Origin of the sequence: Paenibacillus cymbidii, from assembly GCF_004764705.1 — a bacterium.
Classification (GTDB): Bacteria; Bacillota; Bacilli; order Paenibacillales; family NBRC-103111; genus Paenibacillus_AN; species Paenibacillus_AN cymbidii.
Genome location: NZ_SHLX01000006.1, coordinates 163,623 through 187,732 on the forward strand (window position 1 = coordinate 163,623; position 24,110 = coordinate 187,732).

22 protein-coding genes and 1 pseudogene are annotated in these 24,110 nt (G+C 60.9%); 5 read left to right on the forward strand and 18 right to left on the reverse strand.

Annotated features, from left to right (window positions below; genetic code table 11):
- The first annotated feature begins 25 nt into the window (after window positions 1–25).
- Window positions 26–994, forward strand: coding sequence for an aldo/keto reductase (locus EXY20_RS10535; RefSeq protein ID WP_135550589.1), 969 nt, complete (start codon window positions 26–28; stop codon window positions 992–994).
- Between the two features lie 136 nt (window positions 995–1,130).
- On the opposite strand, the gene EXY20_RS38845 is transcribed toward EXY20_RS10535, so the two are convergent.
- A complete protein-coding gene (locus tag EXY20_RS38845; RefSeq protein WP_167859150.1) occupies window positions 1,131–1,307 on the reverse strand; it encodes a hypothetical protein in 177 nt (58 codons plus the stop codon).
- A gap of 78 nt (window positions 1,308–1,385) precedes the next feature.
- Here EXY20_RS38845 and EXY20_RS10540 point away from each other — a divergent pair, with 78 nt between their 5' ends.
- Genes EXY20_RS10540 through EXY20_RS10550 form a run of 3 tightly spaced genes read left to right on the forward strand, consistent with a single transcriptional unit; the run spans window position 1,386 to window position 5,287 of the window.
- A complete protein-coding gene (locus EXY20_RS10540; protein WP_135550591.1) occupies window positions 1,386–3,704 on the forward strand; it encodes an ATP-binding protein in 2,319 nt (772 codons plus the stop codon).
- Entirely contained in the window at window positions 3,701–4,342 is a 642-nt protein-coding gene (locus tag EXY20_RS10545) for a response regulator transcription factor (protein WP_135550593.1), read from the forward strand. The genes EXY20_RS10540 and EXY20_RS10545 overlap by 4 nt, the downstream gene beginning before the upstream one ends.
- A gap of 21 nt (window positions 4,343–4,363) precedes the next feature.
- Complete coding sequence (locus EXY20_RS10550; RefSeq protein WP_135550595.1) at window positions 4,364–5,287, forward strand: polyprenyl synthetase family protein; 924 nt, start codon at window positions 4,364–4,366, stop codon at window positions 5,285–5,287.
- On the opposite strand, the gene EXY20_RS10555 is transcribed toward EXY20_RS10550, so the two are convergent.
- The 4 genes from EXY20_RS10555 to EXY20_RS10570 form a co-directional block, all read right to left on the reverse strand.
- Window positions 5,288–6,100, reverse strand: a complete 813-nt coding sequence (locus tag EXY20_RS10555; RefSeq protein ID WP_167859151.1) for a phosphotransferase family protein — start codon at window positions 6,098–6,100, stop codon at window positions 5,288–5,290. It abuts the gene before it with no gap.
- 262 nt (window positions 6,101–6,362) lie between these two features.
- Window positions 6,363–7,814 carry an aldehyde dehydrogenase family protein gene (locus EXY20_RS10560; RefSeq protein WP_135550849.1) on the reverse strand — a complete coding sequence of 484 codons (1,452 nt, stop codon included), beginning with the start codon at window positions 7,812–7,814 and terminating at the stop codon, window positions 6,363–6,365.
- Window positions 7,815–7,846: 32 nt separating this feature from the next.
- Window positions 7,847–9,022: an iron-containing alcohol dehydrogenase gene (locus tag EXY20_RS10565; protein WP_135550599.1), complete on the reverse strand. Its 1,176-nt coding sequence runs from the start codon at window positions 9,020–9,022 to the stop codon at window positions 7,847–7,849.
- A 24-nt stretch (window positions 9,023–9,046) separates the two neighbouring features.
- Window positions 9,047–10,105 (reverse strand): LacI family DNA-binding transcriptional regulator, encoded by a 1,059-nt coding sequence (locus EXY20_RS10570; RefSeq protein WP_135550601.1) that lies wholly within the window; start codon window positions 10,103–10,105, stop codon window positions 9,047–9,049.
- Window positions 10,106–10,246: 141 nt separating this feature from the next.
- Between EXY20_RS10570 and EXY20_RS10575 the strand changes: the two genes are divergently transcribed.
- Window positions 10,247–10,768, forward strand: a complete 522-nt coding sequence (locus EXY20_RS10575) for a hypothetical protein (protein ID WP_135550603.1) — start codon at window positions 10,247–10,249, stop codon at window positions 10,766–10,768.
- Between the two features lie 362 nt (window positions 10,769–11,130).
- On the opposite strand, the gene EXY20_RS10580 is transcribed toward EXY20_RS10575, so the two are convergent.
- From EXY20_RS10580 to EXY20_RS10635, 13 genes and pseudogenes are all read right to left on the reverse strand, one after another.
- Entirely contained in the window at window positions 11,131–11,394 is a 264-nt protein-coding gene (locus EXY20_RS10580) for a hypothetical protein (protein ID WP_135550605.1), read from the reverse strand.
- A 46-nt stretch (window positions 11,395–11,440) separates the two neighbouring features.
- Entirely contained in the window at window positions 11,441–12,727 is a 1,287-nt protein-coding gene (locus EXY20_RS10585) for a serine hydrolase domain-containing protein (protein WP_135550607.1), read from the reverse strand.
- A 350-nt stretch (window positions 12,728–13,077) separates the two neighbouring features.
- Window positions 13,078–14,076, reverse strand: a complete 999-nt coding sequence (locus EXY20_RS10590; protein WP_135550609.1) for a GNAT family N-acetyltransferase — start codon at window positions 14,074–14,076, stop codon at window positions 13,078–13,080.
- 28 nt (window positions 14,077–14,104) lie between these two features.
- The gene (locus EXY20_RS10595; RefSeq protein ID WP_135550611.1) at window positions 14,105–15,088 is read right to left on the reverse strand and encodes a Gfo/Idh/MocA family protein; all 984 of its coding nucleotides are present in this window, start codon (window positions 15,086–15,088) and stop codon (window positions 14,105–14,107) included.
- A 37-nt stretch (window positions 15,089–15,125) separates the two neighbouring features.
- Window positions 15,126–16,514 (reverse strand): GGDEF domain-containing protein, encoded by a 1,389-nt coding sequence (locus EXY20_RS10600; RefSeq protein WP_235885555.1) that lies wholly within the window; start codon window positions 16,512–16,514, stop codon window positions 15,126–15,128.
- 35 nt (window positions 16,515–16,549) lie between these two features.
- Window positions 16,550–17,725, reverse strand: a complete 1,176-nt coding sequence (locus EXY20_RS10605) for a M20 metallopeptidase family protein (RefSeq protein WP_135550613.1) — start codon at window positions 17,723–17,725, stop codon at window positions 16,550–16,552.
- Window positions 17,726–17,787: 62 nt separating this feature from the next.
- Window positions 17,788–18,711 carry an L-serine ammonia-lyase, iron-sulfur-dependent, subunit alpha gene (gene sdaAA, locus EXY20_RS10610; protein WP_135550615.1) on the reverse strand — a complete coding sequence of 308 codons (924 nt, stop codon included), beginning with the start codon at window positions 18,709–18,711 and terminating at the stop codon, window positions 17,788–17,790.
- Between the two features lie 205 nt (window positions 18,712–18,916).
- Window positions 18,917–19,585 (reverse strand): L-serine ammonia-lyase, iron-sulfur-dependent subunit beta, encoded by a 669-nt coding sequence (sdaAB, locus tag EXY20_RS10615; protein WP_135550617.1) that lies wholly within the window; start codon window positions 19,583–19,585, stop codon window positions 18,917–18,919.
- Between the two features lie 52 nt (window positions 19,586–19,637).
- Entirely contained in the window at window positions 19,638–20,705 is a 1,068-nt protein-coding gene (locus tag EXY20_RS10620) for a dihydrodipicolinate synthase family protein (RefSeq protein ID WP_135550619.1), read from the reverse strand.
- Between the two features lie 3 nt (window positions 20,706–20,708).
- Window positions 20,709–21,725: an NAD-dependent epimerase/dehydratase family protein gene (locus EXY20_RS10625; RefSeq protein ID WP_135550622.1), complete on the reverse strand. Its 1,017-nt coding sequence runs from the start codon at window positions 21,723–21,725 to the stop codon at window positions 20,709–20,711.
- Between the two features lie 430 nt (window positions 21,726–22,155).
- Entirely contained in the window at window positions 22,156–22,572 is a 417-nt protein-coding gene (locus EXY20_RS39805) for an SRPBCC family protein (protein ID WP_235885653.1), read from the reverse strand.
- A 36-nt stretch (window positions 22,573–22,608) separates the two neighbouring features.
- Window positions 22,609–23,046 (reverse strand): annotated as a pseudogene (locus tag EXY20_RS39810) (SRPBCC family protein); the annotation flags it as partial.
- Window positions 23,043–23,555 carry a MerR family transcriptional regulator gene (locus EXY20_RS10635; RefSeq protein ID WP_135550626.1) on the reverse strand — a complete coding sequence of 171 codons (513 nt, stop codon included), beginning with the start codon at window positions 23,553–23,555 and terminating at the stop codon, window positions 23,043–23,045. The pseudogene EXY20_RS39810 and the gene EXY20_RS10635, both read right to left, overlap by 4 nt.
- Window positions 23,556–24,110 lie beyond the last annotated feature (555 nt).

Genomic DNA, 24,110 nt, shown 5'->3' on the forward strand with positions numbered 1-24,110 from the left:
GGAGCCGGAAGGAGGCGTATCCACCTTGCAAACTTCGTTAATCCCCGGCACCCCGCTGCGGCCTTCGGTCATCTGTTTGGGCGCCGGCGGCTTCGGCAGCAATATCGCGGAAACGGACGCGTTCCGGCTGATGGATCTGTTCTCGGACGGCGACGGCAATTTTCTCAATACGGCCAACGTGTACGGCGACTGGGTGCCAGGGACGAAGAGCCTGAGCGAAAAAGTGATCGGACGCTGGCTGCGTACGCGCGGCAACCGCGATCGAACGATCGTCGCCACGAAAGGCGCGCATCCCGATCTCGCGTCCATGCACATCCCGCGGGTCACGCGCCGCGACATCGTGCACGATCTGGAGCAAAGCCTCTCTCATTTGCAAACCGACTACATCGACCTGTACTGGCTGCACCGCGACGACCCGAATCAGCCGGTGGAAACGATTATGGACACGCTGCACGAACAGATCCGGAAAGGCACGATCCGCGCGATCGGCTGCTCGAACTGGACGCTGCCGCGCATGGAGGAAGCGAAACATTATGCGGCAAGCCGCGGCCTGATGCCGTTCGCCGCCAGCCAGAAGATGTGGAGCCTCGCGCGGCCGAACGAAGACAACCGAAGCGACCCGACCATGCTCGTCATGCGGGACGAGGACGTGCTTCATCACCGGCGGACCGGGATGGCCGCCATCCCTTATTCATCGCAGGCGAACGGCTTCTTCAGCGGGCGTTACGGGCGGGACGTCGTCCCCGCCAAAACGTCCGTCGGTAGCCTGTACTACAACGAAGACAATTTTGCCCGGCTGGAGCGGACGGCGACAGTCGCGAAACGGCTGTCCGTCGCACAGACGGAAGTGGCGCTCGGCTACTTGCTGTCGCAGCCGTTCCCGGTTTTCCCGATCATCGGCAGCCGCACGCCGCAGCAGTTGGAGGAAAGCATGCGGGCGGGAGACCTTCGGCTGGAGCCGGCGGTCGTCCGCTATTTGGAAACGGGCGAATAACCGGCGCCGGTCCGGTCGTTCGACAATTAACGACGCCACTCGATAAGTGTCGTCGACATATCAAAAAGGATTGCTGGTTTAGCGGGGGCTAAACTATGCAATCCTTTTGCCGTTTGGTAAAATAATACTAGCACCATTAACCCCACTCTGCCTGAGTTTCCAGTAATTTCTGACGGCCCGGAGCCGAACGGTCGAATGTGTCGGCCAGTGCTGCGGACTCTTCGCGGGACAAGCATTCTGTCCCGGCATTTTCAACGCGTTGCAACTTATGAACGACTTGCTGCAGGTTTGGATGAAGCTCGATGATAGGCATTATCGATCACCTCCCCTTTGACATATGCCTTTCGACATGACTATTGTAACAAAAAAATGATCGTTTGGGTGGTATTATATGAAGAAAAAGATTACAATCGGACTGCTCGTGTCGATTCTCGTCGTCCTGAATTTGTGGTGCTCCTACTTGATGTTCCATACTCCGTACCACGGGATTTACCTGAAGACGGACGACGGGAAAACATGGGTGATCAAGGAACTGGATCCGGGCGGTGTCGGCGTCGAACTCGGCCTGAAGGTCGGCGATATTGTCCGGGCGGTGGACGGCGAGCTGCCCGACGAATCGCCTTACGTTTACCGCTGGCGAACGGTCGAGCAGGCTCGTTCGCTGACGATCGACAGAGGAGGACAGGAATTTACGATCGCCGTCAAAAACAACCATACGGTGACCGAATATTTCGTTCCGTTGACGGAAGCGATCGTTTGCTTCGCCGTGGCGATCGCGATTGTGGTGCACATGCGCCGCTACCCGTCGGCGCGGATGCTGGCCGTCGTTTTCCTCACCATTGCCCTCATCTATATGAGCCGGGGCGCGTCCGTACGGGGAGATGTCATCGGCAAGCTGCTGATTACGAACCTGATGACGTTTTTGCCGATCGTATTCTACCATTTCCTCGTCGTCTTTTTCCGGGAGAAGGGCAACATGAAGCTGCCGACGCGCATTTTGCCCTACATGTACGCCGTGTTCGGCATCAGCTTCGTCGTTCGCTGCTTCATGCTGTATCCGCCTTACGCCTATCCGATCTTTCAGTATAACGAAGCGGTTACCTTGATCCTGTTCATCATTGGGTTCCTGTACAATCTGGGCGTGCTCGCCATGCTCTACGGCAAAATCCGCAAGCAACAATCCTACGTCGCCACCATCGTCAGAAGTGTGATTTTATCTTGGGCGATTTCGTTTCTGCCGGTCATCTGCCTGTCGTTCCTGCCCCAAATCCTGACCGGACAACGCGTGCTTAACGCCGTCTACACCAGTTGGATCATCCTGCTGTTTCCGATATCGTTCGCTTACCTGATCGCCGTGGACAGGCTGTACAATTTTGGCCTTGTGCTGCGGAGGCTGCTGTTCGCGGGCCTGCTTGCGGTCGTTCCGGTCAGCTTGTTTACAGGCTTCTACGTGTTCCTGTTCCGCCATTCGATCGACGAGAAGATGATCCTGTTCGTTTTCATCGGATCGCTGCTCCTGCTGACAACGGTGCTGTACGCGGCCGAATATTTGATTACCCGGCTCGAACCAATCCTGTTCCCGCGCAAGTTCGTCCTGCAATCGGCGCTCAAAAAAATCGCCAAAAACCTCGGCACGATCTCCAGCTTCCGCGACCTGAAAGCGATCTTTCTCGCCGATATCGTCGAGACGCTGCAAGTCATGGGAGCCGCTATCGTCCTGCGGTACAAAACCGAAATCGAAGTGATTCCCGAAGGAGACATCGATGCCGCCGAAATCGAGCGGCTGGCAGGCGAGCCGGCTATCGCCCCTCATCCGGTGTACACGTTTATTGAAATGAACAGCCACGAGCTGTACACAAGTTACCTTGTCATCACCCGGAAAAAGTCGAACCTCCGGCTCGGCAAGGAGGAGCTGCAGTGGCTGCGGCTGATTACTTCCTACCTGGAAGTAAGTCTGGAGAACGTCCATTTGATCGGCAAGCTGACCGCCCGGCTGCAGCAGCTGGCCGCCCAACTGCCCGACGAAGAGGCGGCGCAGGATATCCAGTGGTTCCGCAAAGTGATGTACGAGCTGCAGGAGGAAGAACGCATCCGCATCGCAACCGATCTGCACGACACGACGATGCAGGATCTGTTTTTCCTGAAACGGCGGCTGGCCAAGCTCGGAGAAAGGGCTGCTCTGCCGAAGGAAGATCCGGAGTTAGGCTCGATGATTCATTTTGTGGAGATGATTAATGCCGGTTTGCGCGAAAGCTGCTTTGAGCTCAATCCGCATTTGCTCAAGGAAGTCGGACTGGTCCAGACGCTGGAAACGTATATGGAGAAAGAGGCGTATACGGCGCCGTTTCAGCTCGAGTTCCTGACCAAGGACGCCTTGACGAAGGAGACGCGGGATTTGCAAACCAACCGGCACGTGTTCCGCATCGTGCAGGAATTGCTGGCCAATGCGAAGAAGCATTCGCATGCGACTAAAGTCACGTTCCGGATCGCGGAAACCCCGGGCAAGTTCCAACTGCTTTACGAAGACAACGGCGTCGGTTTCGAATACAGCAGCGTGCCGAATTTACAAATCGGTTCGTCGGGCGCCGGAATCAAACAAATCAAAAGCCGGATCATCCAGATCGGCGGGCAATTGGAGTTCATCACACAAACCGGGAGCGGGACGAAAGTGATCGTAACGATCCCTGCCAAGGAGGCGGCCTCAGCATGACCAAAACGATGAAAGCGCTGGTGGTGGACGATCATCCGCTGGTAGCCGACGCAACAAGAGATTTGCTGGCTACCGTCGAAGGGATCGAGGTGGTCGGCGTCGTGCGCAATGCCGGCGAATGCATGGAACAAGTGGCGCTGCATCGGCCCGGACTTATTTTTCTCGATTACCATATGCCCGGCGAATCCGGTCTTGACGTTGCCGCCCGCCTGAAGCAGCAATACCCCGACATTCATATCGTCATTTTTACCGGGGTCGAGCTGAGGGGCATTCATAACAAGGCAGTCCAGCTCGGCATCAGCGGCGTGTTGTCGAAAGAGGCCAGCGAACAAACGATCAAAAACATGGTGCATTGCATCCTTGACGGCTACACGATGCTCCCGATCCCCCTCTACCGGCAAATCCAGTTTAGCGGCGAACTGGCGCGGGGGGCAGGCAACGAGCTGGCATTGGATGACGAGGAGCTGCTCATGATGAACATGCTTGTCAAAGGCTCGACCCACGAGCAAATCGCCGATCGCATCCATACGAGCAAACGGACGGTCGACAACTATTTCCGCAAAATTTATGAAAAACTGGGGGCCAAATCGCGTCTGGAAGCAATGGAGAAATTTATCAAGAGTCCTTATTATTCCTGATGTCCCAAGGAGGCGAGGTCATTGCATCCGGAGACGAAGCTTCTGATGACTCGCATGATCGAGGATGCCGCATACGACGAGGCGTTCGCCCGGCTGCTGCAATCGTTCGTCGCCGAGAAAGAGCGCGAGCGTTCCTCGTGGGCGCGAATTACCGTCAGCGCGCATTATATGCTGGGCGGAAATTCGCCTCAGATCGAACGGATGGCTGCGGTGACGGAGACGGTGCTGCTGGCGCTCGATCTGATGGACGATCTGCAGGACCAGGATCAAAGCGACAAGCCGTGGATGCGGTGCCCGGCACCTGTGGCGCTTAATGCGCTGCTCGCCTTATTGATGGGCGTCGTTGCCGAGCTCGGGGAACTGCAGGTGCAGGGCCGGGCGCTCGTTCAAGCGAGCCGCATCGTCGCCCGTTCGATCAACGGCCAGCAGGCCGATGTTACCGATACGATCGCCACCGTGGACGATTATTTGCGCATGACCCAGGAAAAATCGGGTTCCTTGTTCCGTTTTGCCTGTTTCATGGGTTATGCCGATACGCAGGTATCGGACGACGCCATCGTCATCCTGCACGAGCTGGCCGACTGCATCGGCCTCGTCCACCAAATCCAGAACGACATGCGCGATATCGTGCGCGTGGACGAGAAGAACGACCTGCTCGGCAAGAAACGCACGCTCCCGGCCCTATACTTGCTCTCCATCGACGATCCGGCCTTTCGTCCGTTTCAGGAGTATTATGAAGGCACCATCCCGAAGGACGCCATTCTGCTGCAAAAAAAAGCGATCATCCGGATGATCCACGACTCCGGCTGTCTGGAATACTGCCGCGTCGTGCAGTCGGTCTGCCTGCAGAAGGCCGAGCGGCTGTACGAACAGCTGCCGGCCGTCTCGCCGTGGAAAGAAACGTTCCGGGAGTTGACGTTCGCTTCGTTCCTGAGCGGCAGTTGACTACGCCGGCAGGAGTTCGCGAATGTAAGCAAGCAGCTGCGCTTCTTCTTCGGCGGAGCCGCACTCCGGCAGGCGGGCCGCCGCCACAGGCAGCATCCAGGCCTCGATCGCTTCCGCCGGTGTATTCGTGATAGCGCGATAATGCTCGCTGTAGCTGTCGGCCAGCTGATTCCGCAACCGCGAAAGCGCTTCCTTCTGCGCGGCGGAAATATCAGCCGGCAACGTGCCGAAGCGAAGCAGCAGCAACGACCGCGCGGCATCGCCGGCGGGATGGCCGAGGCTGCCGTTCATCCAGTCGATGATCCATACCCGGTCGCCGATCATCACGTTGTCCGGATGGAAATCGCCATGACATATGGCCTGCCCCGCCGGCAATCCGGCGAGATGGCCGGCCACGTGGAGCCGTTCGGCTTCCGTCAGCGAAGCGGCTTGCCGGATGCCGGAAGCGAGCGCCTCTTGCTGCTGGCGGATAGGCAGACGGGAGGCGGTAGGTTCATCGACTGTCGTCCCGTGCAAATGGGCGTGAACTTCTGCCAGCTGCTTCGCGATCTGCGGAAGTTCCTGCGGGGCGAGGAGCAATCGCTGCAGCAGCGTGGTCCCTTCGATGCGCTGAAGGATGAACCCCGTGCGCCGTTCGTGCCCGACCATGCCGAACGCGGCCGGCGCCGGGATGCCGAGCGCGCCAATCGCCCGGGTCAGCTCATATTCGTAACGGATCGCCTCCTCGGCGAACCCGTGTCGGTACAGCTTCAGAACGTTAGCTACGTCATATTCGAAAATGTCGGCCGTAGCTCCGGCAGCGATTTGTTTCATGCGATGGTTACGAACCTCCTTTTTCTCCATTATACCTTGATACCTTGCGAACCGCCGCATCGACGCAACACCGCACCGCCGCGAAATAAGCCATGTTTGATGGCCTATTGGGCCTGAAATGGCTGACCGTGAGGAAATAGCCCGTGTTTTCGCTGGCTATTTTGGTCGATGCGCGGAAAAAGAGGCCAATAGGCCATTTTTATAGGCTATTTTGCAAAAACGCAGGCCCGCTTCCCGCGGCAGCCTGCGTTTTGCATTCCTTTTACAACAAAAATGAGACAAACTTCAATTCGGTCATTTCCTCCGTGGAGTAATGGATGCCTTCTTTGCCGACGCCGCTGTTCTTGACGCCGCCGTACGGCATGTTGTCGACGCGGAACGACGGGATATCGCCGATGATGACGCCGCCGACCTCCAGCCGCTCCGCCGCGTCGAACGCGCGCGCGATCGATGTCGTGTACACGCCGGCCTGCAGGCCGTATTCCGAGTCGTTGACGCGCGATATCGCCTCGTCCCATGTGTCGTAAGGCTCGACGACCACGATCGGGCCGAACGCCTCCTGGCACGAAACGGCCAGCTTGTCGCCGGCGCCGGTCAGAATCGTCGGCTCGAACACGGAGCCGCGCTGCTTGCCGCCGCAGACGATGCGGGCCCCCATCCGCTCCGCGTCGGCCACCCAACCGGCGATGCGCGCCGTCTCCGCCGGCTGGATCAGCGCCGACACATCGGTTGCGGCGTCCTGCGGATCGCCGAGCACCAACGCCTCCGCCTTGGCCTTCATCGCGGCAAGGAACGGCTCGAATAGCTCGCGCAACACGTAGATGCGCTGCACCGAAATGCACACCTGGCCGGCAAAATTGAACGCCCCCTCGACACATCGCGCCGCCGCGGCGTTCAAATCGTCCGTACTGTCGACGATCACGCCGGCGTTTGAACCAAGCTCGAGCGTCACCCGCTTCAGGCCCGCCTTCTCCTTGATGCCGAGGCCGACCGGCACGCTTCCGGTGAATGTGACCATCTTAACCCGGCTGTCGGTGACGAGCCGATCGCCGATCGCACCGCCGCGTCCGGTGACGACATTGAGCGCGCCGGCCGGCAGCCCCGCCTCGGCAAAAAACTTCGCAATCAGCAGCGCGCTGAGCGGCGTCTGATAAGCCGGCTTGAGCACCACCGTGTTGCCGGCGGCGAACGCCGGTCCAAGCTTGTGTGCGACCAGATTGAACGGGAAGTTGAACGGCGTGATCGCCGCCACGACGCCGAGCGGTTCGCGCTTCGTGAAGCCGAAGCGGCCTTTGCCGCTTTTCGCGGCGTCGAGCGGTACTGTCTCGCCGTGCAGCCGTTTCGCTTCTTCGGCCGCGAACTTGTACGTCTCCGCCGTGCGCGCCAGCTCCGCCCGCGCCGCCTTCAGCGGCTTTGCGTTTTCGTGCGCGGCGATCAGTGCGCACAGCTCGATGTTCTCCTCGATCAGCTGTGACACTCGCTCCAGAATGCGCGAGCGCTCGTACGCCGTCAGCCGGCGCATCGCCGGCGCCGCTTGCTGAGCCGCCTGCAGCGCCGCTTCGACATCGTCCGGCTGAGCGAGCGGGATAAGCGCAACAAGATGGCCGTCGTACGGGCTTTTCAGCTCATAATGCTGCGCCCCCTCCACCCAATTGCCGCCGATAAACAGCTGCGTTGGCACGCTCTGAAGCGCCGTGTCGGTCGTTTTTGCCATCGTCATCGGAATCTCTCCTTCTCTCGCGCTGTTTAGAACCCCGTGTAAGCTTTGCGGTAAATGCCCAAAATCTTCTGCTCGTTCAACCGATACGGCGTGTTGTTCAGCAGCCGGTCGATCTTCGACGCTTGCTGCGCCATCAGCGGCAGCGCCGCTTCGTCAACGCCCAGCTCGCGCAGCGTCGACGGCAGGTCGAGCGTGCGAAGCAGGCCGTACAAATACTGAACGACCGCCTGCGGCGCCTCGTGCGGCCGGTGCGCATAATCGCCTAGCTGCAGGAAGCCGGCAACATCCGCGAACGCTTCCGTACAAGTCGCCGCCGTCACGTCGAACACATACGGCATCAGCAGCGCATTCGCGACACCGTGCTCGATGTGATACTTGCCGCCGAGCGGGTACGCCAGCGCATGCACCGCGCCGACGCCGGCGTTGCCTAGCGCGATGCCGGCAAGCAGGCTGACCATACTCATGCCGACGCGGCCTTCGATGTTGCTGCCGAAGTGGACCGCCTTCGCGATGTTCGGCGCGAACAGCTTCATCGCCTGCTCGGCGTACATTCGCGTCAGAGGCGTCGCGCGGACGGCGATGTACGATTCGATCGCATGCGTAAAGGCGTCGACGCCGGATGCGGCCGTCACTTTCGGCGGGCACGACAGCGTCAGCAGCGGGTCGACGATCGCCACGTCCGGCAGCAGCGCGTGGCTGACGATGCCGCGCTTCACTTCGGTCGCTTCGTCGCCGAAGATCGCGTTGTACGTCACCTCGGAGCCGGTGCCCGACGTCGTCGGCAGCACGACGCACGGAATCGTGCGGTTCGGAATAACCGCCGTGCCGGCCATGTACGGCTGCGGGTCCTCTTTGTCCATCAGCGCGGCCGTCGCCTTGGCCGTATCCATCGCGGTGCCGCCGCCCAAACCGACGATCAGCTCGGCTTTCGCTTCCTGCATGAAGCGAATCGTCCGCGCCAGAAGCGGGAACGTCGGTTCGCCGGCGATGTCGGTGAACGTCGTCACCTCGAACTCCGCCTCCCGCAGCATCGCGGCAATTTGCTCGACGACGCCGGCGCGCTCCAGCCCCTTATCGCTGATCAGGCCGATACGTTTGACGGGGTAAAGCTTCAACTCCGGAATAAGCGTCTGCAGCGTTTGCGTGCCGAACCGCAGCACCTTGGGCAGACGAATTTCGCTGACTTGACCGGGAATGAACATCGTGATCGCTCCTCTGTCGTTTCATCATGGGATCTTCGGTTCGGGAATGCCCGGCTTGACGCTGTCCGGACACGCTCCTGTCGTTTTGCGGATGACCAGTTGCGGTTCCAGCACCACGTTCTTTTTTTCGTCGCCGGCTTCGTCCTTCGCTTCGATTACACGCAGCAGCTGCTGCAGCGCAAGCTGGGCCATGGCCGTCTTCTGCGCGGAAATGGTCGTCAGACCGATGTACGGATTGTCCGCCCAGTCGATGTTGTCGTAGCCGATGACCGACAAGTCTTCCGGAATGCGCAGCCCGGCGCGCGAAGCGGCGTCCAGCACGGCGATCGCCATCTGGTCGGTCGTGGCGAACACGGCGGTCGGCCGGTCCTTCCGCTCGAGCAGCCTCCTGGTGAACGCAAGCACTTCCGCGTATGTGTACGCTCCCTTATAAACGAGCCGCGCACGCGAATCGAAGCCGAAATCGCGCATCCCGGCCCGGAAACCGCGGTAACGATGGTAAAAAGTCGTAAACTGGAACGGTCCCGCGATGAAGGCTGCCTTCCGGTGCCCCAACGCCGCCAAATGGCGCATCGCCATATAGGCTCCCATGTAGTTGTCCGCTTCCACGGACGGCAAGCTGCCATCGTCGAGATTGCGGTTGTAGAGCACAACCGGCATGCCTTTGGCGGCAAGCTCCTTGACGCGCTCGTCGGTGCGCGTGACCGAAGCGACGATGATGCCGTCGACCCGCTTGGCGGCAAGCGTACGCAAGCAGCGGGCGAACAGCGCGTCGTCGTAGTCGGTGTCGAGCATGATGACTTCGTAGTCGCTTTCGTGCGCGCTGCGGATGATGCATTTGGCCGTCTCCGCGTAGAACGGGTTGGACAAATCGCCGACGATCAGCCCGAGCGTGCTCGATTTGCTCCTGACCAGGCTGCGCGCCACGGCGTCCGGCGTAAACTGCAGCTCCTGGATCGCCTGCAGCACCTTCGCCCGCGTCGATTCGCGAATGTGCGGATGGTTGTTGAGCACTCGCGAAACGGTCGGCTGCGAAACGCCGGCCCTGCGGGCAACATCGATGACGGTCGGCTTGCGCTTCATGCGGCGCCCTCCTTTTCGGCCGATATGAATACGTATTCATAAAGAGTATAAACGGCCTTTGGCCGTTTCGTCAATGAGCGGTGCAAGGAGATTACGACGGGAGCGAACCGGGCAGTTGGCAAAAGAGAGCGGAGCGAGCGGGTGCAAACGAAAGATGAAGCTAGTCATAACCTTGCGGAGCGAGCAGGGGCGGCGGGAGGAGCGGCTGGCAAGTTGGAGGCGGAGCGAGCGGGGGCGGCGGGAGGAGCGGCTGGCGAGTTGGAGGCGGAGCGAGCGGGGGCGGCTGGAGGAGCGGCTGGCGAGTTGGAGGCGGAGCGAGCAGGTGCGGCGGGAGGAGCGGCTGGCAAGTTGGAGGCGGAGCGAGCGGGGGCGGCGGGAGGAGCGGCTGGCGAGTTGGAGGCGGAGCGAGCGGGGGCGGCGGGAGGAGCGGCTGGCGAGTTGGAGGCGGAGCGAGCGGGGGCGGCGGGAGGAGCTGCAGGAGAGTTGGAGACGGAGCGAGCGGGGGCGGCGGGAGGAGCGGCTGGCGAGTTGGAGGCGGAGCGAGCGGGTGCGGCGGGAGGAGCTGCAGGAGAGTTGGAGACGGAGCGGGCGGGGGCGGCGGGAGGAGCTGCAGGAGAGTTGGAGACGGAGCGGGCGGCAGATGCGCGCAGAGAATCGATATGATTTTTCGCATCTATTTTCGAAACCCAGGCTCAAATCGCGTATTCTGTATGCGCTGCATTTGACGGGTGCCCCCTCCAATCTGTATGATTTTTCGCATACATTGTTACGCACCCCCGCCGATTTCCGAAGCTGGGAACGGTTAATCGGCAGCCTCAAAATATCGCCTGTTTGCACAACCCCCTTCCTGTTCCGCGTTAGCCTGACAACATTGCTGCCGCCCAGCCACCCCCCCAATTTTGTCAAGTTAAGGCAATTTTCAGCCTTACAGCGGCATTTCGGTGAGCGGCGGATGAAATAAGGCTGATTTCAGCCTTACAGCGGCGTTTTGGTGAGCGGCGGATGAAATAAGGCTGATTTCAGCCTTACAGCGGCGTTTTGGTGAGCGGCGGATGAAATAAGGCTGATTTCAGCCTTAAAGTGGCGTTTCGGTGAGCGGCGGATGAAATAAGGCTGATTTCAGCCTTAGAGCGGGTGGCCAGCAACTGCAGCGCATGAAACATGCGCAAAACGCGCCGCGGCGGATCCGCAAAGCAGCTGCAGCGCATGAAACATGCGCTAAACGCATCGCGGCGAACGGCAGACGAAATAAGGCCGATTTCAGCCTTCCAGTAGATCGGGACCACCATTACAGCTTAACCTGACAACATTGCTGCCGTCCCCGGACCGCCCGGTTCAACGGGCGGAGCTTATCCTGGGGTAACCGAAAAACGTCGGAACGCCGTTTTCGTTGCGGCCGATGCTGTAAGGGCGTATCTGATCGGAATGGCGGCGCGCCAGTTTCCCTTCGCCAACCGGGTATAGTTCAATATGCAAATTGCCGGCGAACCTTGTAAAGTACAATTTGCCGCCGATCCGTTCGATTTCGATTTTGTTTGGCAGGTACACGCCGCAATAGTCGAGGAGCGCGCTGTCGTCGACCGCAACCTCCTCGTGTTTGGCCGGAACCTCGACTTCGCCGCCGTGCACAAGCTCGGAAATCGCCTGCCCCAGCCGATACTGATGGATCGCTTCGTTGTTGGACAGGATGACGATGCTCAGATCGTCCTCGAATCCATGCTGCACATACGTGCCGATTCCGAGGTGATCGCCGCCGTGGGAGTAACAGTCCGTACCGTTCACGTGTCGATGCTCCAGTCCGTAGCAATAATGGTTAAGATTTACGCCAAAAAACCGAACGTAGGATTGCACAGACAGCAACCGCCGATCCCGCAAACACTCGTACCAGCGGTACAAATCCGCGCAAGTGGAAATGACTGCGCCCGCACCGATGCTGTATTTTTCGTTGTAGTAGGGCGCTTTAACAACCTTGTCAAAATCGACGGCATAATTCGCGGACCGGCCCGCGAGCGGCTTGCAGCCGTCGTCGGTTTCCGTTTGCGTCATGCCGAGCGGCGCAAAAACGTTGTTGCGCATATAATCGCCAAACGCTTCCCCGGAAACGTGCTCGACGATCCAGGCCAGCAAGTTGTAGTTGGCGTTGTTGTAGTCGTATGCCGTACCCGGCGGTCGGACAGGCTTCCCGATTATATACCGGCGAAAATATTCGTTACGCGAATAATTCATCCGGTTATAGCCGGCAAAAAAATCGTCCTCAAACGAATAAAAATTGGGCAGCCCCGACGTATGCCCCAGCAGATGATGCACGGTGACCGACTCGTCCACGTGCAGCTCGGCAGGGAGATACCGGGAGGCCGGCCGATCGAGGTCGAGTTTGTTTTGGTCATGGAGGAGCATCGCCGCAAAGGCGGTAAACTGCTTGGAAACCGAAGCAAGCGCAAAACGCGACTCCAGCCGGTTGCGAATGCCGAACTCGATGCTGGCGTGCCCGTACGCTTCGGCAAACAACGTTTCGCCGCCGCGAATCACTTGAATGACCCCGTAAAAGTCCCATAGCGCCAAATAGTCGCGAATATACGCCTCCAGCTTGCCGCACACTTCCCGCGCCCCGTTTTGCCGCATGCTTGCGAACACGCTCCTTAAGATGACTCCTCGCCGCAAATAGCCCATAAAAAATGGCCTATTGCCCCCATTTTATCCCTTTCCTCGAAAATAGCCAGTGAAATCACTGGTTATTTCGTCCGATCCACCCCAAGCCGCACATTTCCGCCGAATAGCCAGCGAAATCACTGGCTATTTTTCGGCCGGCGGGCATTTTCAACGAAATAGCCCATAAATCATCGCCTATTTCATAAAACAATCCCTGCCGGCACCCGCGGCAGGCAGCACCTCCTTCAACGCAAACAAGCGACTCCCGCGAAGCCATCGCATCGCTGCGCTCTTCGCGAAGTCGCCTGTTGCATAATAGCCGTTCAGCCGGCCAGATCCTTGCTGTACGGCGTATACGTGCGGTACACCTCGTACCCGAGCTTGCGGTAAAAATCGGGGATCCCCGTCGTATCGATGACGATGCTGTCGGCGCCGCGGCCGCGCAGGAAATGGATCGCCGCCTGCACGATGGCGAGGCCGTAGCCTTTGCCCCGGCAAGCGTCGTCGATGCCGAGCGGCCCGATGCCGCCGAGCTCGCCGGCGAACAGCGGCGCCCAGTACACGTTCTGGGCGTAAATGTGCGACTCGCCGTCGTTGATGCGGCAGAAGCCGACCAGCTCGCCGCCTTCCTCGCACAGCACGAACTCCCGGCCATTGCCGCCGCGGTCCCAATACTGGATCGTCTGGTACGCCCAGCGGCCGGGGAAGCAGCGCTGCAGAAACGCGGCGAGCCGCTCCCGGTCGTCCGGTAACGCGATGCGAAACGTCGCGCCAGCGGCCGGCAGCGGCGTCGCTTCCGCCGCGGCTCCGTAGTCGCGCGCAAGGTCGACCCGCGGCTCGCCGCCCGAGTAGCCGCGCCGCTCGAACCACGCCGCGGCGTGGGCACACTGCTCCGGCACGCCGGGAAACATGCGCCAGTGGAAGTCGCCGCCGAGATGAATGCGGCTGACGCCGCAAGCGCGCAGCGCCTCTTCTGCGCGCCGCAGCAGCTCGCCGCCGACGCCGGCGCCGCGGCGGTCGCCGCGCACGAGCAGCGCGTGGATCCAGCCGTCGCGACCGTCGAACGACACGCCCGGCGTACCGTCCTGCCAACGCTTGGCCACAACGAAACCAACCGCCTCGCCGCTCGTTTCGTCAACCGCGAGCCAGGAGCCGTCCGCCACCACATTGGCGTCTTCAAAACAATTTTGCGCCACGATCCGCTCCCGCATAGGGAACGTCTCCCGCCATTCGCCGTTCCACAGCGCCGTAACCGCCGCCGCATGAATCGGCGCCAGCGGCACAAAAGCCACTCCCGCGCCGACGGCTTTTTTTCCGCCCATGATTCCGTCTCGCCTCCCGCGCACCTGGTTAACCCGCTACCGCCGTTTCCGCGCCGCTCTCATGCGAGCGGTAGACCGCCTCGACCGCCGCCACCACGCTGCGGGCGTAGGCCATCGAACATTCCGGCTCCTTGCCTTCTTCGATATAAGCGAGCAGATCGGCGAACTGCAGCGCGAACCACGCGCCTTCCCGCTCGACCGGCACCTGCACGTATTCGCCGCCTTCGCTGATCCACAGGCTGCGGCCGGTCATCAGCTTGATCGAACCTTTCGTGAAGAAAAACTCCGTCTCATCCTTATACACGCCGCTGTAGCCGGATTGCGAAATCGTCGCCGGCACGCCGTTTGCGTTGGTCGCGAACACAAGCCCGCTGCCTTCGATGTCGCCTTCCGGCGCGCGATAGCTGACCGACGCCTTGACGGAAACAAAAGGCGCGCCGGCAAGCCATTGAATTTTGTCGATCGAGTGCGAGCCGAGGTTGGTCAGGATGCCGCCGCCGGCGAGCGCTTTCTGCAGAAACCATTTCGGCCTTTTGTCGGTGAAATACGACACGTGCCGGCAGTCGTTGATCATCACGAGCTCGCCCAGATCGCCGCTGGCGATCAGCTTCTTCGCCGCCCGATTCTCCGCGATATAATGCTGGGTGTGGCCGACGAACAGCTTGGCGCCGGAGCGCTCGACCGCCGCGATAATGGCGTCGCATTCGGCGACATTCATCGCCATCGGCTTCTCCAGCAGCACATGGCAGCCATGCTCCACGCAGAAGACCGCCGCTTCCTTGTGCAGGAAATGCGGCAGCGTCACTACCGCTACGTCCGGCTTTTCGCGTTCGATCATTTCCTTGTAATCCGTGTAGGCGGCAATACCGTATTCGGCCGCAACCGCACGCCCCCGCTCCTCGTTCACCTCGGCAACCGCCACGGCGACGAACCGCTCCTGCTCCCGCAGCCCTTTCAGATGCTCGACGGCAATGCCGCCGCCGCCGACAACAGCCACACGATACGTTTTCATACTCCATCTCTCCCCGTAATCCTGCATCCATACAGCCTTACAAGCTGCGAACGATTTCCGCGATAAACGTAAGCTCATACACCTGCTTCGGCCGGCCTTTGCCGAGGCTTCGCTCCTCGCCGACGATGCTGACCAGCTTGTCGTCGAGCCATACCGTAAGCAGCCGGTGCACCGTACGCACGGTGACGCCGAGCAGCGATGCCAGCTCCTGCGCGACGTAGCGCGTTTTGCCGCGGCGGCTGACGTCGACGATCAGCTTGCTGAGGTACACGGCCGTCATGCCGGCCTGCTCCGCGCGTTTGATCCGCTCGGCGCTGATAAGCGACAAATCCGCTTCCCACGGGTCGCTCATTTCCAGCGGCCCGATCAGCCCCTTGTCCTCGCGCACGATAAACGCGACGTTGCCGCCCGCTTCCTTCGACTGCCGCAGCGCCAGCCGCGCGTGCGTGCCGGCCTGGTTCGCCGTCTGGCCGAAGCCGATGCCGATGCTGAGCGACAGGCCGAACGCCTTCTCCATGTCGCGGGCGAGCGGGATGCGCTTGTAGCCGCCCGTTTCCCGCTCGAATATGCCGCGCGTCGTCACGAACAAATACTCGTCCCCGCCCATATGCGTCAAATGGCCGTCGAGCGACTCGACGTAACCGAGCAGCAGGCGATGGATGTCCAGCTTGAGCCGCTGCACGTCGTGCTCCGACGATTGCTGTACGGCGAGCTTGTCGAACTTGTCGATGTTGATGAGGCCGACGACAATTTGCGGCTCCTTGCTGCGCCGCGTTGCGGTCGCCAGCAGCGCGCGCTCCAGCGCCACGACGATGTCGAGATCGGTCGGCACGATCCATTCGTTCGGGATGCCGAGCCGCGTCAGTTCCTCGGACACCGTGCGCACGCCGGTCAACGCCGCTTTCGTGGCGCCCTGGTCGTACAGCTTGCGGTGAAACTCGACCAGCTCGCGGCGCGACGGGTTCGAGCGGCCGTCGAAGCCGAACACCGGCCAATCGGGCTCGCCGATTTCGCGCCAGACGCGCTCCACGTCCTGCCGCGGCAGCGTGTCGTACGACAGCGGCTGCTTGCGGTAGCGCCGGTCGAGCAGAAACAGCGCGCGGTACAAGCCCGAACCGCTGAGCGGCACATAGTGGACCGGCAGTTCGAACGCGATCCGCTCCTTCGCCCGCCAGTAGGGCACCGGCCCGGAGAACAGCAGCACCTCGACGCTGCCCGTCAATTCGTTCGCCAGCTCGGGGGCTTGCTCTTCGTTGTCGTAGGACCTGACGATCGGCACAAGCGTGGGAAAATACTTGAGCACCCGCTCCATCTGATCGGCAAATGCGTTCGGACACACGATCCCGATCGAAATGCCGCTGAGGGATGCCCTGTCGTTGTCCTCCAACTGCCCGCGCCCCGACACAAGCGATAAATCGACGCCCACCTTCCGTACACCTCCATTGTCGAATAGCGCGTCCGTCAGGCGCGGCAGCGTTCGGCGGCGATGCCCGCGAGCAGCGCCGCGCCTTGCGGCAGGCAAGATTCGTCAAGCACGTATTTCGGGTGATGCAAGCCGTACGCCGCTTCCGCATTCACTTGCGGACCCGAGCCAAGCCAGACGAATGCGCCGGGAATGCGCTGCAAATACGCCGAAAAATCTTCCCCCGCCGCCGTCACCGCGCCTTCTACCCGGCGCTCGCGGCCGAACATGTCGTCGATCGCGCGATCGACGTAGCCGACGCTCGCCGCGTCGTTGACCAGCACCGGGTTCTGCTCGGTGTAAACAAGCTTGGCCTGGCAGCGGTAGGCGCCGGCAATTTCGGTAACGATCCGCTCCACGATGCCGGGCATGCGCTGCTGCACCGCCGGCGAAAACGTCCGGATCGTGCCGGACAGCACCGCTTCGCTCGGGATGACGTTGTTCGCGTCGCCGGCGCGGAAGCTGCCGATGGTGACGACGGCCGGCTCGAACGGCGATATTTCGCGGCTGACCGCCGTCTGCAGCCCCATCACGATCGCCGACGAAGCGACGATCGGGTCGATGCATTGGTCGGGAATCGCGCCGTGGCCGCCTTTGCCTACGATGACAATGTCGATGCGATCGACGGAGCCCATCATCGGTCCGCTGCGCGTGCCGATCAGCCCCGCCGGCAAATTCGGCATATTGTGAAGACCGTATATTTCTTTTACGCCGTCCAGCGCGCCTTCGGCGATCATCGCTTTGGCGCCGGCGTTGATTTCTTCCGCGGATTGGAACAGCAGCCGCACCGTGCCGGACAACCGGTCCCGCACGCCGTCCAGCAGCCAGGCCGCGCCAAGCAGCATCGCCGTGTGCGCGTCGTGGCCGCAGGCGTGCATCACGCCGGCGTTCCGCGAGGCGAACGGCACGCCGGACTCCTCGCGGATCGGCAGCGCGTCCATATCGGCGCGCAGCGCGATCGTCGGCCCCGGCCGGCCGGTGCGGAGATCGGCGACGATGCCGTGGCCGCCGACGCCAGTGCGGATGTCGAGCGCCAGCGGCTCGAGCTGCTCCAGCACTTTCGCCGCGGTGCGCGATTCCTGGAGGCTCAGCTCCGGATGCTCGTGCAAGTCGCGGCGAAAGGCGGTCAAACGCTGTTCGTATTGTTTACTCTTCTCCCGCAGTTCCTGAAGCATGCGGATCAAGCCCCTTTGTCTTATGTTCGCTCGCGTGGGCGCAGACAGGAAGCGGGCGGCCGTCAGTTGCCCGCCTGTTCGGCCGGGCCGCCGGCTTTGCCGTCCCGCTGGCGCAGCTGTTCGGTGATGCGGCGGCCGGTCGGCGTCTGGGCGAGCCCGCCTTTTGCCGTTTCGCGATGCTTCTCCGGCATCGCTCCGCCTACTTCGAGCATCACCTGGATCACTTCGTCGGACGGGATGACGCTGCGCACGCCGGCGAGCGCCATGTCCGCGGCGGCAAGCGCCGTTACCGCGCCGAAGCCGTTGCGCACGATGCACGGCACTTCGACGAGCCCGCCGACAGGGTCGCAGATGAGGCCGAGGCTGTTTTTCAGCGCCAGGCCAACCGCGTGCATCGCCTGTGCGGGCGTGCCGCCGCGCAGCTCGACCATCGCGCCGGCCGCCATGCCGACGGCCGAGCCGACTTCCGCCTGGCAGCCGCCTTCCGCTCCGGAAATGAACGAATTGTTCGCGATGACGTAGCCGATCGCGCCGGCTGCCAGCAGCCCGTACGCCATCTGCTCGTCGCTCCAGCCGAACCGCTCCTGGGCGCTGACGAACGCGCCGGGGATGATGCCGCAAGAGCCTGCCGTCGGCGTGGCGATGATACGGCCCATCGAGGCGTTGATTTCCGACACCGCCAGCGCGTACGCCATCGCTTTCGTCCCGATGCCGCCCAGGCTGGTCGCGTCGTCCGGCCCCGCCTCCATATAGCGGTGAACGCGCTGCGCATCGCCGCCGGTCACGCCGCTGCGCGACGTCGTGTCCTCGGTCAGCCCTTTGCGCACCGCGTCCTTCATGACGGCATAATACTCCTTCATCTTGCCAACGACCGACTCGGCGGTTGCCCCCGATTCGCGCGCCTGCTCATCCGCCATCAGCCGGCCGATCGATTTGCCTTCTTCGGCGCACATCGCCGCCAGCTGCTGCAAATTGCGAAATTTCACCTTACTCCCTCTCTCCGCCCACGCCTTTTCCGTTCCTTTTTCCTAGGGCGTATCTGAAAACCCGCTCAGTGGCATCTTGCACCGCCTTTTCGCCCCCTGCTGCGTTGCCTTTGCTTGACTTACCCCCGGTAAGCCTGCGCAAAACCGCCTTGCATGGAACGAAAATTCGGCACAATCTGCTGCCCTCGGAGTTCTCAGACACGCCCTACGTCAAATCAACCGTTCGCACACCCGCGACGCCGTCGATGCCGGCCAGCGCCCGCAAACACGCTTCCGGCAGCGGCGCATCAAGCTCGATCACCGTCATCGCTTCGCCGTTGCGCCCTTTGCGGTCGACGTCCATGCTGACGATGTTGGCCGCTTCGCGGCGCAGTTGCTCGGTTACGTCGGCGATCAGCCCCGTGCGGTCGCGGTGGTCGATAATCAGTGTCGGGTAGCTGCCGCCGAATTTAAGGTCGAACTCGTCGACACTGACGATTTCCACGTTGCCGCCGCCGATCGACGAGCCGATGACGACGACCGAACGGTCGCCGCCCTCCAGCTGCAATTTTGCCGTATTCGGGTGATACACGGGATTGACCGCTTCGGCGAAAATCACGTCCATTCCCGCCGCTTCGGCCTCCTCCAGCGCATTAGGGATCCGCGGGTCGTCAGTGGCGTAACCCAGCAGCCCCCCGACGATAGCCAGATCGGTGCCGTGGCCGCGGTACGTCTCGGCGAACGAGCCGTAGAACGTAATGCGCGCCCGTTCGGCCGTGATGCCGCCCAGCAGCTGCCGGGCGACGAGCCCGATGCGCGCCGCCCCCGCCGTATGCGAGCTTGACGGACCGATCATCGCCGGCCCGATGATGCTGAACACATCCTTGAAGCGCACGACCCGCTTCCCCCTTCGCTGTCTCCCAAGTTAGCCTGTCACTCCACTCAAGCTATTTCAGCCACTCTTGCAAATGATCGCGCACGAACGCATCGTCGTTCAGATGCGGGTAGTCGCGGTACATCCGATCGATTTCTTCCATTTGGCCCGGCGACAGCTCTTCCTTCGGGTTCAGGCACCAGCGGCCCTGCAGCAACCCCTGTCGGCGAAGCACCTCGTGAATGCCGGGAATGCAGCCTTCAAAATGGTGCGCCGGATCAAAAAACGCCGCGTTCGTGTCGGTCACTTCGACGTTGCGCGTCAGCCATTCTTCGCTGATTTGCCCGTCGCCGCGCACTTGTTTGATTTTCTCGAGCAGCTCAACCGCCTTCTGCGTCCAGACCGCCCAGTGGCCAAGCAGGCCGCCGACGATTCGTTTTTCCACCGGCTGGCCGTCGACCATGAACCGGTACGCGGTAAACAAATCGTTCACGATGTTGTCGTCATTGCCGGTATAGAGCGCGATTTCGTCACGGCGCTTCGAGTTGCAAACCGCCCGCACCACGTCGATCGTCTGGTAGCGGTTGAACGGCGCCATTTTGATCGCGATGATGTTCGGAATGTCCGCAAAAGCCTTCCAGAAATCATAGCTGAAGATGCGGCCGCCGACCGACGGCTGCAGGTAGAAGCCGAATACCGGCATCTTCTCGGCCACCTTGGCGATGCGCGCCAGATGCTGCTCCTCCGTCCAGTCGCGCAGGCCGCCCATGCTGACGAGCCCCACGTCGTAGCCGAGGCCGACGGCGATGTCGGCTTCCGCCAGCGCTTGTTCGGTCGGCCCGCAAATGCCGGCGACTTTGAAAAACGGGCGCTTCAGGCCGGCGTTGTCGACTTCTTCGGCCGCCAGCCGCAGCACCGGCTCGAACAGGCCGACTTCGGGATCGCGGATTTCGAACTGCGTCGAATGCACGCCGACGGCGACGCCGCCTGCGCCGGCTGCCATATAGTAGCGCGTCAGGGCGCGCTGGTGCTTTTCGTCAAGCTTGCGGTCTGCGGTAAGCGCGAGCGGATGGGCGGGGATGACCAGCCCGTCGTGCAGCGCGCGTTTCATTTCGGCGGTAATCGGTTTGCTTGTGCTCATGGCTTAGTATTTTCCATCCCTTTCCTGGAAATGTGTCGGCTTGTTCCATGTCGAACCGCCGATTTGCACCCATTCCGCGATCCAGGTCATCATCTGCTTCAGCGTCACGCGCGGGTAGCCAAACGTGGCATGCGCCTTGCTGCAGTTGCTGAGCAGCGCGGTTGGCGCTTCTTCGCCGACGATCACCGGCTCCTTGCCGAGCAAACGGCCGAATTCCTGCGCGGCCCAGCGCATCGATACCGTCTCCGGACCGGACATGTTGAACACTTGCGGCGGCGTAGTCGCCACGTTCAGCGAACGCAAGGCCCATTCGTTGGCGTCGCCTTGCCAGACGACGTTCGCATGGCCCATCGACACGTCGATGGCGCGGCCTTCGTTGACCGAACGAGCCAGCTCGAGCAGCACGCCATAACGCAGGTCGATCGCGTAGTTCAAGCGGTAGATGACCATCGGAATGCCATATTTGTGCGAAAAGGATTCAAACACCCGCTCCCGGCCGAGACAGGACATGCCGTATTCGCCGTTCGCTCCCGGAGGCGTGGACTCCGTTGCGCCGCCGGAGAACACCGGGGTCAGCGGATACACGTTGCCGGTCGAAAACACGACGATGCGCGAATCGCGGTACTTTTCGGCCACGCGGCCCGGCAAGTACGAGTTCATCGCCCAAGTGAAATGCTCGCGGCCCGTTGTGCCGAATTTGTTGCCGGCCATGTACAGCACGTTCTTCACGTTCGGCAGCTGCTGCAGCGCCGCGTCGTCGAGCAGGTCGACCGAAATCGTTTGCACGCCGTCCGCTTCGAGCTCGTTCTTCAGCGCCGCGTCGGAGAAACGCGAAGCGCCGATTACTTTTTTGTCGACGCCGGCTTTTTTAATCGCGTTCATGGCGAGGCGGGCCAGGCTCGGTCCCATCTTGCCGCCGACGCCGAGCAGCATGATGTCGCCGTCCAGCGCCGCAATGTCTTTCACCAGCGCGTCTGACGGTTCGGCCAGCTTCGCTTCCAGTTCGCTTACGGTTTTCATTCGAATATACTCCCTTTCGATTGAGCTGTGATGAGTGCTTCTTGGTTTTATTGTAGTGGAAGGCGGGATATAAAGACAAATCTTTATGGTGTCTTTTAATGAGCGGAGCGGGTGGGAGTACGAGGCATGGCACAGAGGGGGCGTAGCGGAATAAGCCATGTTTTATGGCCTATTTCGCCCATAATGACCACTCTCGACAAAATAGCCAGTGATTTCACTGGCTATTCTCGCAGAAAGGCTCGATTTGTGGGTTGCGGGGCACAATAGCCAGTGATTTCACTGGTTATTGTCGAGGAGGCGGGCCAAATACAGCAAATAAGCCATTTTTTATGGCCTATTTATTTCCGGGATCGCCGCCGCCGCAGTGCAATCAAAACAAACGCGCCCAAATCCGGATGGACTTGAGCGTGTCGATCGGCGAAACGTCGCGTCAGGCCTGGGGAGTCAACTCCTCCAGCAGCTTGCCGAGCCGGTCGAGATTTTGTTGGTTGCCGGGCTCGCAGTACGGCCGCGCCGCCTCGAACTCGTGCGCATGTTTGAATTTTTGCCGGAACGTCACCTTCGTGCGGCCTCCCCGCTCCTCGAAAATGCCCGTCAACCGGAACTCGTGCCCGGACTTGTGATCGAGCGCCACCCGCTCCTGCGGCACAATGTCCGCGAAGACGCTGTAGTTGGGGTAATCCTTGCCGTCCGGCCCGTGCATCGTATAGCGCCATTCTCCGTCCGGGCGAATGTCGCATTCGTGGAACGTGTTGGTGAAGCCTTCCGGCCCCCACCAGCGGGCGAGCAGGTCGGGAGTTGTCCATGCGCGAAAAACGAGCTCCCGCGGCGCGTCGAACACGCGCACCGCAATCAATTCGTTGTCGCCCGGCGTCGGCTCGTCTTCCGCTTCCAGCGAGCGGCCCAGCGCGTCCAGCAGCTCTTTGGTGCCGTGCTCGCGAATTTCCGGAGTGTCGTGCCCGTCGAAGAAAGCGCCCTGCTCCGTAAAAATCAGCTTCGTGCCGCCTTCCACCGCCGCCATCTCGATGGTCGTGATGGACACGGACATGCGCGTGTCGTCCATATCGAGCGAATACGTGTAAACGATTCGCTGCTCCGGCACGATCTCCTGGTACAACGCGTCGAATGTAAAGACCGGTCCGTCCGGCGGCCCGCCCTTGCTGTATTCCCGGCCGCCCACGCGAAATTCGAAGCTGTCGGGTTTGGAAAACCATTTGGCCTTCGCGTCCGGATCGGACCAGGCGCGGTACACCTGCTCCGGACTTGCCGGATAAGTGCGCTCCACGACGAAAGTGGCATGCTTGACATAATGCTCGCTCATGAAAAATCCTCCTCGCGTTTTGGTGTCGCTTTATTCGTAACGAAGTAACTGCCGAGTATGTCCAGCTGCCGTTCCCGACTCTTCTGCCGGGCGATGACGGGCTTCTCGAAATCTTTCTGCATCGCTTGCAGCAATTCGGCAAAATCGTCCCCGGTCAGCCGCTCGTTTCCTTGCAGCAGTTTGGCGGCATATTGCAGCTGCTCCAGCCGTTTCTGCTGCTTGCGAATGTCGGCCTGAATCCGGGTCATCTGCAGGTTGACGATGTCGAGCGGTCCGACCTGCCCGCCGGCGAGCACCGACTTGATCTCTTCCAGTGTGAAGCCCAGCTCCTTGAGCGATACGATCTGGTGCAGCCGCGCCAAATCTGCTTCCGCGTACAGCCGGTGCCCGGACTCCGTCTGGCCGGATGGCGAGAACAAGCCGATTTGATCGTAAAAATGCAATGTGCGGACGGTAAGTCCCGTCAGCTTGGCGAGGTCGCCAACCTTCCATTGTTTCGGATTGTTCATCGATCATCTCCGCTCTTTGGCGCTAGCTGGTTACCGGTAGCTTTATTATAAAACCTGACGTAGCGTCAGGTGCAAGCATTAAATTGCGGCGCTGTCGCTGCGGGCTCGAAAATGTAGCGGTCGGCGGGTTGTCCGCGGCTGGAGGCGCTTTTGCAGGCGGCGGGTGGGTGCCGGCACAAGTGCTCCGGGGGGCTTAAGTGTATTTTTGCACTTAAAGATGGCCGAAACGAACGTTTGCGGACGTTTAAATGCAAAAATGCGTCTAACAATTTGCCGTTGGGCCATATTTTGGATTTCTCCTGTGCGTTTCATGCATAATTGCATTTAAACATGCAAAAACCGAGGAAAGGAGGCAAATGAAATGTATTTATGCATTTAAAATTATTTGGACAGGTGCTGGACGGGGCTGCAGACTGGTGCGAAACTAGCTACTGCTGCGGGGTGCGGCGATTGGTGCGAGACTGTTGCGGCCTTGTTCACCCGCTTCCGTTGGCTGCGGGAAAGGCGCTGAAGCAGCGCCTTATTGATCGTCCATTCCCTTGCCGTTCAAGGTAT

Bases quoted from the DNA above. Each gene is read 5' to 3' on its own strand.
- EXY20_RS10570 (WP_135550601.1), bottom strand. From the start codon at position 10,105: ATGAAGCGCAAGCCGACCGTCATCGATGTTGCCCGCAGGGCCGGCGTT.
- EXY20_RS10585 (WP_135550607.1), bottom strand. From the start codon at position 12,727: ATGCGGCAAAACGGGGCGCGGGAAGTGTGCGGCAAGCTGGAGGCGTAT.
- EXY20_RS10625 (WP_135550622.1), bottom strand. From the start codon at position 21,725: ATGAAAACCGTAAGCGAACTGGAAGCGAAGCTGGCCGAACCGTCAGAC.
- EXY20_RS10620 (WP_135550619.1), bottom strand. From the start codon at position 20,705: ATGAGCACAAGCAAACCGATTACCGCCGAAATGAAACGCGCGCTGCAC.
- EXY20_RS38845 (WP_167859150.1), bottom strand. From the start codon at position 1,307: ATGCCTATCATCGAGCTTCATCCAAACCTGCAGCAAGTCGTTCATAAG.
- EXY20_RS10540 (WP_135550591.1), top strand. From the start codon at position 1,386: ATGAAGAAAAAGATTACAATCGGACTGCTCGTGTCGATTCTCGTCGTC.
- EXY20_RS10580 (WP_135550605.1), bottom strand. From the start codon at position 11,394: ATGGTGGTCCCGATCTACTGGAAGGCTGAAATCGGCCTTATTTCGTCT.
- EXY20_RS10560 (WP_135550849.1), bottom strand. From the start codon at position 7,814: ATGGCAAAAACGACCGACACGGCGCTTCAGAGCGTGCCAACGCAGCTG.
- EXY20_RS10545 (WP_135550593.1), top strand. From the start codon at position 3,701: ATGACCAAAACGATGAAAGCGCTGGTGGTGGACGATCATCCGCTGGTA.
- EXY20_RS10590 (WP_135550609.1), bottom strand. From the start codon at position 14,076: ATGGGCGGAAAAAAAGCCGTCGGCGCGGGAGTGGCTTTTGTGCCGCTG.
- EXY20_RS10565 (WP_135550599.1), bottom strand. From the start codon at position 9,022: ATGTTCATTCCCGGTCAAGTCAGCGAAATTCGTCTGCCCAAGGTGCTG.
- EXY20_RS10595 (WP_135550611.1), bottom strand. From the start codon at position 15,088: ATGAAAACGTATCGTGTGGCTGTTGTCGGCGGCGGCGGCATTGCCGTC.
- EXY20_RS10555 (WP_167859151.1), bottom strand. From the start codon at position 6,100: ATGAAACAAATCGCTGCCGGAGCTACGGCCGACATTTTCGAATATGAC.
- EXY20_RS10635 (WP_135550626.1), bottom strand. From the start codon at position 23,555: ATGAACAATCCGAAACAATGGAAGGTTGGCGACCTCGCCAAGCTGACG.
- EXY20_RS10605 (WP_135550613.1), bottom strand. From the start codon at position 17,725: ATGCTTCAGGAACTGCGGGAGAAGAGTAAACAATACGAACAGCGTTTG.